At 45.3% G+C, this 12919-nt stretch carries 8 protein-coding genes; 5 read left to right on the plus strand and 3 right to left on the minus strand.

Features of this window, described 5'->3' with window-relative positions:
- Positions 1-52 precede the first annotated feature (52 nt).
- On the minus strand, positions 53-859 hold the full coding sequence (locus P8P30_10375; protein MDG1287946.1) for a GIY-YIG nuclease family protein: 807 nt from the start codon (positions 857-859) through the stop codon (positions 53-55).
- Positions 860-1252: 393 nt separating this feature from the next.
- Here P8P30_10375 and P8P30_10380 point away from each other — a divergent pair, with 393 nt between their 5' ends.
- From P8P30_10380 to P8P30_10400, 5 genes are all read left to right on the plus strand, one after another.
- A complete protein-coding gene (locus tag P8P30_10380; GenBank protein ID MDG1287947.1) occupies positions 1253-3310 on the plus strand; it encodes an ATP-dependent endonuclease in 2058 nt (685 codons plus the stop codon).
- The gene (locus P8P30_10385) at positions 3307-5046 is read left to right on the plus strand and encodes a UvrD-helicase domain-containing protein (GenBank protein MDG1287948.1); all 1740 of its coding nucleotides are present in this window, start codon (positions 3307-3309) and stop codon (positions 5044-5046) included. Before P8P30_10380 ends, P8P30_10385 begins: the two co-directional genes overlap by 4 nt.
- Positions 5047-5363: 317 nt before the next feature.
- Entirely contained in the window at positions 5364-8402 is a 3039-nt protein-coding gene (locus P8P30_10390) for a calcium-binding protein (protein MDG1287949.1), read from the plus strand.
- A gap of 18 nt (positions 8403-8420) precedes the next feature.
- Positions 8421-9458, plus strand: a complete 1038-nt coding sequence (locus P8P30_10395; GenBank protein ID MDG1287950.1) for a TIGR03032 family protein — start codon at positions 8421-8423, stop codon at positions 9456-9458.
- A gap of 191 nt (positions 9459-9649) precedes the next feature.
- On the plus strand, positions 9650-10381 hold the full coding sequence (locus P8P30_10400; GenBank protein MDG1287951.1) for a prepilin-type N-terminal cleavage/methylation domain-containing protein: 732 nt from the start codon (positions 9650-9652) through the stop codon (positions 10379-10381).
- 86 nt (positions 10382-10467) lie between these two features.
- Here P8P30_10400 and P8P30_10405 read toward each other — a convergent pair whose 3' ends face one another.
- Positions 10468-11319, minus strand: coding sequence for a prepilin-type N-terminal cleavage/methylation domain-containing protein (locus P8P30_10405; GenBank protein ID MDG1287952.1), 852 nt, complete (start codon positions 11317-11319; stop codon positions 10468-10470).
- A gap of 40 nt (positions 11320-11359) precedes the next feature.
- Positions 11360-12199: a prepilin-type N-terminal cleavage/methylation domain-containing protein gene (locus tag P8P30_10410; protein MDG1287953.1), complete on the minus strand. Its 840-nt coding sequence runs from the start codon at positions 12197-12199 to the stop codon at positions 11360-11362.
- Between the last annotated feature and the right edge of the window lie 720 nt (positions 12200-12919).

Raw genomic sequence — 12919 nt, forward strand, 5'->3', positions numbered from 1 at the left:
GAATACATAGTAGCATTTTCGGGCCTCTTGTACAAGCTGGCTGATTGTTAAATTAATTAGCATTCAGCCCGAATGCTCTAGAGCCGAATTTCTCTTTATATAGATTCTCGACTCGCACCACTTCCTTCTGCGTCACATTGCTGGGAAGTGGTTGCAATATTGAATAACGGAAATGGCGCTGGTAATTGGAATCTCGTTCAAGAAGCGCGATAAGCTCTTTATTGCCCCCTGTTTTGCTCGCAGCATAGTTTCTCCAGCGTTGCCAGATGCCCTCATTGCCACAAGCTGAGCCGATATATTGCTGTCCAGTGTTACTATCCAAAATAAGGTAGATGCCGTTTACTGCAGAAAGGTGGTGCCTCCAATCGGCATTGGCTTCAGGATTGGCGGTTAGTTTTTGCAGTTCATCAAAATCCAATACGAAATTCAGCAATCCGGGAAAATTACCCATGTAACCCTTCGGCAGAATTTCGACTACTTCCTTTGGGTTCTTATCGTACCACTGATGCCATGCACGACTATTACCTCCCCAATCAATCATGACTCGGTCTATAAACTCGTCAAAAACAGAGATAGGTTCAAGATCATAGTGATAACCATCACCTACAGGAGAAGCACTATTTACCTTGAAGCATCCTGCAAATATTGAACGTTTCCGTTCCATCCCAATGAAAGAGAGGATATAATCGCAATCTTTAAATACTTCTCTATCTTGGTTTTTTTGGTCATTTAGAAAACCATATTTATCTTTGGTTAGATCGCTATATTGCTCGCTACCACCCGCATGGCGCACCAACTTTATTTTTGTATCTGCAAAGCGGTTGCTTTTTAGGTTCAATAATTCTTGCAACGTTAACATATGGCCTCCCACTTTACTGTCGTAGGCCACCAATCAAAATCAGACTGGTGACCGGGAGTTCAAAACATGTGTCGATAGAGACATGCGCGACAATCTTTAGCCGCGAGGCATTGGACATACATTGCCGCCTCCCGGACATAAGTCGGAAAGCGACATCTTCGGTGCATTTCGTTTGAAGGAGATGCACCAATAACGGTTGATGCCAACCGCTATCGACAAGAGGTTTTGAAGCCCCAGCATACAAAACTTTGCATGCATGAGTAGGTTCGCTCAATAGCTTAAAAGAATCAAGCAGAAGTTGTTGTTACAACTAAGTTCCTTTAATTAATCCATAAATTGATAGAAAAATCAGGTGATACACACTAGATTGGAACCAATAGGAGAACTATTTTATTGGTTGCAGGTTTAATTGTGATGTACGTACAAAAAATTAAGATAAAAAACTTCCGTCTCTTGGAAAACGTTGAGCTTTCTCTGGAAACCAGAGCCACTGTTATCGTAGGTCGTAATAATAGTGGGAAGACTTCCTTGACCGAACTTTTTCGCCGCTTGTTATCCGACAAAACTCCTTATTTTCGATTGGAGGATTTTTCACTATCAGCCCATGAAAGATTTTGGCGAGCATACCAACAGTTGGAAAATGAAGAAGAGCCTGTGGTAAGGGAAACACTTCCCGCTATAGAAATTAACCTGTCCGTCAACTACGAAAGTGATGCCGCATCTTATGGGCCATTAAGTGAGTTCATTATTGACTTAAATACTGATTGCACCGAAGCCCTTATCAAAGTCCGGTATGAACTTGAGAAAGGCAAATTGCGTACGCTTTTTGAGGATATTGAAATTAATGAAGAGGCTTCCACTGAGGAGCAGAAAGCTGTTTTCTTTAAAGCAATAAAAGACCGAGTTTCCAAGGTCTATGTTGCTAGAATTTATGCGGAAGACCCGAACGATAGCACCAACCAGAAAAACTTGGAGGCCAGTAAACTTCATACCCTTCTGCAATCTGGGTTCATCAATGCGCAGCGAGGCTTGGATGATGCGATACGCAAGGATGGAGTAGACCAGAAAAAGAATAACATTTTGGGCAGCATTCTGGAGCAGCTTTTTACCACGGCTTCAAGCTCCGACAATCAGGAAGATCAAGAAATTATAACCAATCTGGAAGCCGCTATTCAGGATATTCAGCAAGGCCTTGACGAAGGTTTTAATGCTCAGCTTTCTAATCTGCTACCGACTTTTTCAATGTTCGGCTATCCGGGGTTAAGTGATCCAAATTTACGGACAGAAACCACATTAGATGTGGAGAGATTACTTAAAAATCATACCAAAGTGCATTATGCGGGTGTGAATGGCATCAATCTTCCGGAAGCCTATAACGGCCTTGGCACCCGAAATCTCATATATATCCTGCTACAACTTTTAGAATTTTATAAGACATTTACAGCAAATGATTCAACACCGGGAATGCATCTGGTTTTTATAGAAGAGCCGGAAGCTCACCTTCATCCTCAAATGCAGGAAGTTTTTATCGCCAAACTCGGTGAAATAGCCGAAACTTTTGCTAGCAGCTTTGGTAATCGTGCGGTATGGCCGGTGCAGTTCATCGTTACTACGCACTCACCGCACATGGCAAATAAAGCGCCATTTGAGGCCATGAGATATTTTTTAACGCACCCGCAAGACGGGATGGAGAATATCCGCACAGCCGAAATCAAAGATCTGAAAGAGGGCTTGGTAGATACACCATCACCGGACAAAGGTTTTCTGCATAAATATATGGTTCTTACGGGGTGCGATCTTTTATTTGCTGATAAAATTGTGCTGATAGAAGGAGCAACAGAGCGTATCATGTTGCCAGAAATCATCAAACAGGTAGATGCATCTAGTGGAGCAAGCGATCCGAAGCTATCCAGTCAGTATATTTCTGTTATGCAAGTGGGAGGACATCATGCTCATAAATTTTTTGACCTACTAAGCTTCCTCAATCTCAGCACTCTCATCATAACAGATATTGATGCAGTGGGCGGTAATGCAAAAGCTTGCGAAGTCGCGGTTGGAACCGGTACGAGCAATAGCTGCATTAAAGAATGGTTTAGTAATGACGTTACGCCTGCCCAGCTTTTGACAAAAAGTGAGGATGACAAAACCAAGGGGCGTGTTCGGCTGGCCTATCAAGTGCCTGAACAGGCGGGTGCGGCCTGTGGCAGAAGTTTTGAAGATGCTTTCATTCTTGCCAATCATACGACGTTTGAACTGACCACGGCAGACGCTACAGAAGCCTATAACAAAGCCAAAAAATTCAAGAAAACAAACTTTGCCATAGAATACGGTATTGATAAAACGGGCTGGAATGTTCCCCTATACATAGCACAAGGACTATGCTGGCTGGCTGCTTCTGATATTTTACCGCCCCGGCAGAACCAAGACGCTGAACAAAGAGAGGCGGCATGACAACCGATACTGCTTTAAGTCCGGCAGAACAGGCATCAGAAGCCGCCCTTACAAAAATTCGGCAATGTCTTGCCGAAGGAAAAAGCTTCCTACTTGAGGCCGGTGCTGGAGCTGGGAAAACATATTCCCTGATTGAAACATTAAAGCACCTAATAAATGAAAGAGGCAATGAACTGGTGAACAAGCATCAGCAAATAGCCTGTATTACCTATACGAATGTAGCCGCTGATGAAATTACTTCCAGAACGGATAGTCATCCGGCAATTTATTCATCAACAATTCATCACTTTTGTTGGTCTTTGATTAAAGATTTTCAGCCATTTTTGAGAGCTAATCTCGTGGAAGCGCATAGAACCTGGCCTGAAAAAATCGAAGAAGCCGAGGGCGTCCACACTCAGGCAGTTATATATGATCTAGGATACCGGAAGATAGACGATAAAAAAATCATGCTGCACCATGACGATGTTTTGTCATTCATGGTTATGCTGCTTGATGAGCCTAAATTTCAGAACCTGTTCTCAAAACGCTATCCGGTGCTTTTTGTAGACGAGTATCAAGATACAGAAGCGACTTTTGCAGAGAGCTTGAAGAGATGTTTCTTGGATTCCAGCAATGGCCCATTAATCGGTTTCTTTGGCGATCATTGGCAAAAAATTTATGGTTCCGGCTGCGGTAAAATTGAGCATCCGAACTTAGAAATTATAGGAAAAGAAGCCAATTTTCGTTCTGTGCCCGTCATTGTTGATACTCTCAATCGAATAAGGCCAAGCTTACCTCAACAAGTGTGTGATCCAAATGCAGAAGGTGCAATTAATGTCTTTCATACCAATAATTGGATGGGAACACGGCGCACTGAGAACCACTGGCAAGGTGATCTTCCAGCAGAAGATGCACACAGTTATTTGGAGAGCCTAAAAATAAGGTTGGAAGGTGAAGGTTGGAAATTTTCTCCTGATAAAACAAGGGTTTTGATGTTAACCCATAATGTCTTGGCACAAGAGCAAGGTTACAGGAATCTGTCTGGTGTCTTCCGGTACAATGAGGCCTTTATAAAAAAGGAAGATCGGCATATAGCCTTTATGGTCGATACATTAGAGCCGGTCTGTACAGCTTATGTAGCAAGGCGCTACGGTGAAATGTTTTCTTTATTAGGGCGCCGTACACCTTTAATGGCTTCCCGCCAAGAGAAAGATCGGTGGGCTAGGGGTATGGATGCTCTACTTGTTCTCCGAGAAAAAGGAACAGTTGGAGAGGTGATAAATCATTTGCGTCAAACGCGGCAGCCAAGATTGTCGGAAGGTATAGAGAATAAAGAGCGCCGGTTACAGGAATGGCTAGAACAAGCGGAAGGTGAACGTGAAGAAAGTCGTTCCTTGTCTGAGTTAAGCAACCTCAGAGCTATTGCGTATAGTGAAGTAATAGCCCTGACAAAGTTCCTGAATGACTCAACACCATTTAATACAAAACACGGTGTAAAGGGCGCTGAATTTGAAAATGTGATGGTTGTATGTGGTCGTGGCTGGAATCATTATAACTTTAATCAGTTTTTGGAATGGGCAGGTGATAATGTTCCTGCAAATAAGCAAGATACTTTTGAAAGAAACCGCAACCTTTTTTATGTAGCATGCTCTAGAGCTAAGAAGCGGTTATGTTTATTATTTACACAAGAGTTGGATGAGCAAGCTTTGCAGACACTTTCATCGTGGTTTGGAGAAGAGCGTATTATAGCTGCTTAAATTAACCCCAAACTCTAAGCAGGTTTTGCGTAGTGTTCTGGGGTGCCCAAATTTTACGGTAAAAAAGTTCGAACTCGAGGTGCACGAATCCTAAGCTGGAAATGAGGGATGGTGCGCCATGCCCATATCGAAAAAGGTACTTAACCCAAATTTTCCATAATCAATGTTATGGAGTTCCTGATTTTTAGTTCCTTAGAATGCAGGTGAAAGGGAAATTTGTCAAAAATACCAGGTTGGTCTTTAAAGGGGTGATGTTTCTAAAGTTTCAAATTTCATTCATAGTAAGTTAACCTGTTTGTATTAGAGTTTTAGATGTTATGACATTGCTTGCAGGCACAGATGGAGCGGATACGCTTGACGGTGGCGTTGAGGGTGATGAGCTCTATGGTAATGCCGGAGTCGATTTAGTTACGGGTAATGCCGGTAATGACACGCTATTTGGCGGTAATGCCATCTACAACCCTACCGATGATGCCGATAGTCTGTTCGGCAATGCTGGCCGCGATATTCTCTACGGCAATGGTGGCAATGACTGGCTTCAGGCCGGTGATGGTGCTGATACGATCTATGGCGGATTTGGCGATGATACAATATTAGGCGGTGATCTCGTTGAAGCGCTCGGCGATGGCGGTGACTTAATCATTGCAGGCCCCGGTATGGATAATGTGCTAGGTGGCGCAGGTAATGATACGATCTATGGCGGTATGGCTATTACCGATAGCAGTGATGGTGCTGATAGACTCGATGGCGGCTCAGGTAATGATATTATTTACGGCAATGGCGGCGATGATGTGCTGTTGGGCGGTACAGGTAACGATACGCTCTATGGTGGATTAGGTGCTAATACGCTGATTGGCGGCGATGGTAATGATACGCTAATCGCTAACTCAGCGGATGACTCACTCGTAGGCGGTGATGGTATTGATACTTTCATCATTAATGGCGAGACAGTTCTGCAAGCCTTACAAAGCCCGCAAGCGATCCAACAACTTGATTTGCTTTCGCCTACGCCCCAACTGATTGAGATCGCAACCCCCACCTTAAATATTGCCGATCTTTCGGCCGGTGAGATCATTCAAATTACCAATCTCACCGCCGGCAGCAATGTAGAAATAACCACCGATGCTAACGGCCAAACTGTGCTGGCCAGTAACGGCAATACTCTCGCCGTGCTAGAAGGCGCCTCAGTCGGTTTCCCCGTAACGGTGACCGAGATTCCTAATGGTGGTACCGCCAATGCCATGGCGCTGGTTGATGCTATCGTAATGGTGGGTGGTGGAGCGAATAGTAGTGGTGGAGCAGCGATCAATGCGGCTCCCTTACTGGCTGATTTAGATAACCCAGCCGCTTTTGCCGAGAATACGGTCAATGCCTCGGCACAGTTGATTGATAGCAATGTCACTCTCACTGATGCCAGTGCCAATTTTAGCACCGGTAATGTAACCGTGACCTATAGCGCTGGCGGCGGTGCGGAGGATCATTTGACCGTCCGTAATGTCGGCATCGGCGCTGGTCAAATCAGCTTCGATGGCGCAACGGTCAGCTATGCTGGTACCGCCATCGGTACCATTAATGGTGTCAATCACGGCGTCGATGGTGCAGATCTGATTATTGATCTCAATGCCAATTCCAATGCGACCAATGTCGAAGCATTGCTCGAAAACCTAACCTACCGCAATAGCGCTAACACCCCCACCGCCAACCGCGATATTGATATTACAGTGAACGATGGGGCATTGGGCAGCGTGGCACAAACCGCAAGCCTCGCCGTCACCGCCGCAGGCGATGATCAAGACCTAAACACCCTAAACGGCACAACAGGATTTCGAATCGATGGTATTGATGTTACTGACCGCTCCGGCACGGTTGTTTCCTCAGCAGGTGATGTCAATGGTGATGGCTTTGATGATATGATTATTGGAGCCTATCAAGCTGACCCCGGTGGTAATAATGGCGCTGGTGAATCCTACGTGGTCTTTGGTAAAGCAGCAGGCTGGGCGGCTAGTATTGATCTCTCCACCCTCAATGGCACCACAGGGTTCCGCCTCGATGGTATTGATGCAGGTGATAACTCTGGCGGGGCTGTTTCCTCAGCAGGTGATATCAATGGTGATGGCTTTGATGATATGATTATTGGAGCCAATCAAGCTGACCCCGGTGGTAATAATGCCGCTGGTGAATCCTACGTGATCTTTGGTAAAGCAGCAGGTTGGGCAGCTAGTATTGATCTCTCCACCCTCAATGGCACCACAGGGGTCCGCCTCGATGGTATTGATGCAAGTGATCTCTCTGGCACCAGTGCTTCTTCTGCCGGTGATGTCAATGGTGATGGCTTGGATGATATGATTGTTGGAGCGAGAGGGGGTGCTCCCGGTGGTAATATTGCCGCTGGTGAATCCTATGTAGTCTTTGGTCAAGCAGCAGGCTGGGCGGCTAGTATTGATCTCTCCACCCTCAATGGCACCACAGGGTTCCGCCTCGATGGTATTGATTCAAGTGACTTCTCTGGCGAGGCTGTTTCCTCAGCAGGTGATATCAATGGTGATGGCTTTGATGATATGATTATTGGAGCCTATCAAGGAGATCCTGGTGGTAATAATGCCGCTGGTGAATCTTACATCATCTTCGGCAATAATGAGTTCGGTTTTGCCGATCAAGTGGGCACATCCGCAGCCGATACGATGGGGGGAAGTGCCGCCACTGACATCATCGTGGGCGGTTTGGGTAATGACGTGATTAATGCGAATGCTGGTGCCGATGTACTCAAAGGCGCCAATGGCGATGATACCCTCAGTGGTGGAGCGGGAAATGATCGCCTCTTCGGTGGCAGCGGTACGGATGATCTAGATGGCGGTGCTAATAATGACATGCTCTATGGTGGTGATGGCGCTGATACCCTCACGGGTGGCACAGGTACTGATAGCATGGAAGGTGGCAATGGTGCGGATACGCTGATAGGTGGTCTTGGCGCTGATACCATGATCGGTGGCTTAGGCCCCGATGTGTTCGATTTTAATGTGGTGGGCGAAACTTCCACCACCAACCTCGATGTGATTACGTTGAACTGGGATCAAGACACCATCGATATAAGCGGCATAGGCGCAGATGCAGGCGATACCATCAATGTGGTCGGCGGCCTAACCGTCAACGTACTAGCCGATGCCGTAGCCGGCTATGATAACACCAATATGGATCAGATCGGCGATGCGAATATCCTCACCGCCACGGCGGGTGCCTTCTCTGGCAATGAATATATCATCATCAGTACTGATGGCAACGCGACCTATGATGAGGGGGTAGATCTATTCTTCCAAGTCATCGGCGGTGGCACATTTGATGTGGCGGATATTATTTAGGCTGCTACAACCTACCTCATGAGTTCATCTCCTAAACTTGAAATCAATGCTTCGCGTAACTTCACGCGCTGGCTGGCGGAACAAAAATGCAGCCTCGCCTTCAGCACTTATCAGGCAGGCAAGTTATTCCTGATTGGCTTGGGCCCACAAGGTAAACTCTCTGTGTTTGAACGCACCTTTGAGCGCGCGATGGGGTTACATGTTAAGGATCGTAGTTTGTATCTGGCCAATCTCTATCAGATATGGCGGTTTGAAAATACCCTTGAAGAAGGTCAGAATTATAAGGGGTATGATGCAGTTTATGTGCCGCAGATGAGTTGTGTGACGGGCGATATTGATGTGCATGATGTGGTGGTTACGGAAAATGATCAACTCTATTTTGCCAATACTCTCTTTAGCTGCGTGGCGGAAACCAGCCCGACCCATAGCTTCAAACCCGTATGGCAGCCTGAGTTTATTTCTAAGTTGGCAGCTGAGGATCGCTGCCACTTAAATGGTCTTACAATGCGTGATGGCAAGCCGCGCTATGTCACGACTGTATCAACCACTGATGTGCATGAAGGCTGGCGCGAACATCGTTGTGATGGGGGTGCTGTCATCGATATAGCCAGCAATGAAATTATCGCTGAAGGGCTTTCCATGCCGCATTCACCTCGCTGGCATGAAGATCGTCTGTGGTTCCTCAATTCTGGTCAAGGCGAGTTGGTAAAGCTAGACCCCGATACGAGAGCGCAAGAAGCTATCTGTTTTTCTCCTGGCTATGCTCGTGGATTATCGCTGCATGATGGCTACGCCGTGCTTGGCCTATCAAAGCCGCGCCATAATAAAACCTTCAACGGTTTGCCCCTCAATGACAAGCTGGAAGCAAAAAATATTTCCCCACGCTGCGGCCTACAAGTGGTCAACTTGCAGACGGGTGACGTTGAGCACACTCTCACGATTGAGGGAATCATCGAAGAAATTTACGATGTTTCCATTCTACCTAATATCCAAACTCCTATGGCGGTTGGCTTCAAAACGACTGAGATTCAAAAGATGATCTCGGTGGAAGAGTGAAGTGATTAACTAAGCTAGACTAAGGACTTATAGGTGCGCATGGGTGGTCAGCAGACATGGCGCCAATCTATTATAACCTAAACTATGCTGACAGCACCCTTCAAATGGTCTTGTCAGATTAAGCGGATCGTTTGCCATGGATTATGATAATTTTTAATAGGTTTTTAATGTTTTACTGATACATTTACTTAATGAAGAAAGGTTTCACACTCCTAGAGCTTTCTATTGTGTTAGTGATTATCGGGCTGATTATCGGCGGGATTACGGTAGGTAAGGAAATGATTCGGAGTGCTGAGCTGAACTCGATTATAACTGATCTCAATAAGTACAAAATCGCCATTAACACCTTCAAGTTGAAATATAACGCGCTCCCAGGTGATATGCGCAATGCAACTAGGTATTGGGGAGATGATACATCACGTTGTAGTGATGCTTCTGTGGTTGATGGAAATCCAGGCACGTGTGATGGAGATGGTGATGGAATACTACTAACGCACACCGAGGATTATTTGTTTTGGCAACACCTTGGGTTATCAGAGCTCATTAAGGGTGATTATAATGGTATACCTACTCCAGGTCCGATACCACTTACTCCTGGGCTCAATACCCCAAATGCTAAAATTTCAGGTGGGGTATGGGATATTCGAGATAATCGAACGGGTGCTGCGGTCTATGGAAGGCAGGGGCAGTATCTTGAATTCCAAGGGAAACTAGATTCAGATCCAGGAATTCTTCTGGCTCAAGAGGCTTCAATTATTGATACTAAATATGATGATGGCTTAGCAAGTGAGGGAAAGATCTTTGGTAGAACTACTACAGCTGGGCAATGCGCTACGGCAATACATAGTGCTGCTGTGTCTGATTATATTTTAAGCGATGATGTAAATGCAGATTGTTTTATGAATATGTGGTTGAATTATTAGGAGCATTTAAACGGTGCTGTCGGTTTAATCTGACTGCACCTCCCTCTCAGCGCCATCTGTTCCATTGCCAGTTATTGGTTACCTAGTTAAAGATCGGCGAAAAGAGTGCAAGCAACATCTGTATAGGCTAAGCTATATGACATTATGCTTCCCGCAACGGTTGTGCAGTTGGGGTTGTAAGTCCCTACCGCTGTACCGTTTGTTTGATTCATATTAACAATTTTTCCTTTGTTGGGAGTCCCATCATCAATTTTAGTATCAATATTGTACATTTCTTGAGGATTTAGCACTAACCCTCTCCAAGGAATATTTGCTCCATCTCCTCCCAAGCGCCCCGTGTCACCGAGCACAAGTAAATTTCGCTCTTTATTTTTTCCCTCCCAAGTATAACTGAGTTCAGCATAAAACAAATGCCACGCCCCACTACTCGCCACTTTGGAGGTCGCTATATTATCTCCTGCTGCTGCACAATGCCCTACTGATGTGCAACCAGTGTTACTGATACCACTAAAGGTTCCAGGAATTATTTCAGCATTTGCCAAATGCTCCCAAGCCCTCCAAGATTCGTGTATATTTTGTGTCCCAGCCGTCCACATATAGTTGACCTTACCATCACCATCACCATCACAGGTTTGTGTGCCGGTTCCTGCAACGGTAGTGCAACTTCCTGAAACCGCGCCCCAGTATGCTGTTGCATTGTCATGATCACCAGGTAGAGCATTGTATTTCAACTTATAGGTATTAATAGCGGTCCTATACTTGTTGAGTTCAGAAACTACGCTATTTAGTTCTGCACTTCTTATGAGGTCTTGCCCAACAGTGATACCACCGATAATCAAACCGATAATTACCAATACAATAGAAAGCTCCAGTAGAGTGAAGCCTTCCTTCATATCCTTCATATCCTTCATATCCTTCATATCCTTCATATCCTTCATATCCTTCATATCCTATAATAATATCATGAGAAAAATTAAATTAATCAACATCGAATATAGGAGTGCAGTCAATGCTGTCAGAAGATAGGCGGTAATCTCCATCAAGAATCGTTGAATCGCTACAAAGGGCAGCATCAGGCATACCGATGCCCCCAGCTCCTGCTGCTAATGCACCACCAGAATTAGGGTCAGTGATTGTTCCGCTATTGGCCATACCATCATCAATTTTTTTCTCTATCGAATACAAATCTGGCGCACTCATAACACCAGCTCCTGCCGCACCAGTAGCAAGTACGGTTGCTGTAGAGAGAGAAAGTACATGCCTTGCCGATGTTGCTTTCCCCCAAGAAGAAGCTCCATCAACATAATAGAAGTGCCACTGCGCATTAGCGAGCTTACTTTCCGGAGAACTTAAGCTTCCGGCTGCTGGAACAATACCTGTAAAATCCCCAGATAGAATTTCGGAATTGCTTAGATGTTCCCAAAACCGCCAATGCTCGTGAGCGCCAGTCGGTGTATAGTGTAGGCTGTTGACTTCGCCATCACCGTCGCCGTCACAGGTTTGGGTGCCGGTTCCGGCTGTTGTCCAGCAGGTGGCGGGGGTGGCATGTGCCGCTCCCCAATAAGCGGTCGCATTATCCATATCGCCAGGCAGTGCATCATATTTGAGCTTAAAGGTGTTTACTGCAACTGTATACTTAGTCACGTCGGTAACCACCGAATTTAATTCAGCTGACTTAATCATCTCCTGACCTACCGTAATCCCACCGATAATTAGGCCAATAATGACGAGTACAATGGAGAGTTCGAGGAGGGTGAAACCTTGATGCTTCATCTGAGCGCTACCACTTAGCTTGCTTTCTTGGGGGGGGGAGAACATTAAGTTAATCCTAAAAATGATATAGTTGTTGATATACAATATAAGCCCTAATTGTGAAAGAAGGGTTAAATTTCCTTTTAATTATAGGAAATGCTGTTTCTGTTCTCCATTTGTAGCAATTAGCCCTGTTATGGGCTCTAGAGAGTTTAGTTTGAGTGAAGTACAGCTGAGTTCGAATCCCAATTCAGAATCCATACGGGTTCGGTGGTCGGTGAGTAAGGAGACGGCGAAGCGTGATATAGCTAAGTTGCGACGGCTTAAATTGATACGCTTTGTGGGAGCGAGGAAGAGTGGGCGGTATGAGCTGGTCTAGTGATGTTCGTTCCCTGATAATTCCCTGTTATGTGTTTTAGGGAATTTTATGAGAAAGTGGGAGTAATCATACGTTACAGAGCCTCTGTATCTCCTAAAAATGCCAAATCCCCTGCAAAAATTGGAAATTACCCTGTATTTTAGCTGTTATCAGGGATTCTCATTCAGAGAACTATGCTGGCAGAACTCACAGCACCGCCATTGCTTTTTTAGTGCCTATTATTCCTATAAATACAGTATCTTATAGAATCGCTAAAATCAAGTTTCACCACATACTTTCACCACATTTCTGATATTAGACTAGTCGTACCACCTTCTTCATGGCCTCGGTATCATGCTCAATATATCGCTGAGTTGTCTGTAAAGACGAATGGCCAGCAAGCATTTGTACATCCCTTAAGCTGCCTC

The sequence above is a fragment of the Rickettsiales bacterium genome (assembly GCA_029252805.1).
GTDB lineage: Bacteria > Pseudomonadota > Alphaproteobacteria > Rickettsiales > JALZUV01 > JALZUV01.

Bases quoted from the DNA above. Each gene is read 5' to 3' on its own strand.
- P8P30_10400 (MDG1287951.1), top strand. From the start codon at position 9,650: ATGAAGAAAGGTTTCACACTCCTAGAGCTTTCTATTGTGTTAGTGATT.
- P8P30_10410 (MDG1287953.1), bottom strand. From the start codon at position 12,199: ATGTTCTCCCCCCCCCAAGAAAGCAAGCTAAGTGGTAGCGCTCAGATG.
- P8P30_10385 (MDG1287948.1), top strand. From the start codon at position 3,307: ATGACAACCGATACTGCTTTAAGTCCGGCAGAACAGGCATCAGAAGCC.
- P8P30_10395 (MDG1287950.1), top strand. From the start codon at position 8,421: ATGAGTTCATCTCCTAAACTTGAAATCAATGCTTCGCGTAACTTCACG.
- P8P30_10375 (MDG1287946.1), bottom strand. From the start codon at position 859: ATGTTAACGTTGCAAGAATTATTGAACCTAAAAAGCAACCGCTTTGCA.
- P8P30_10405 (MDG1287952.1), bottom strand. From the start codon at position 11,319: ATGAAGGATATGAAGGATATGAAGGATATGAAGGATATGAAGGATATG.
- P8P30_10390 (MDG1287949.1), top strand. From the start codon at position 5,364: ATGACATTGCTTGCAGGCACAGATGGAGCGGATACGCTTGACGGTGGC.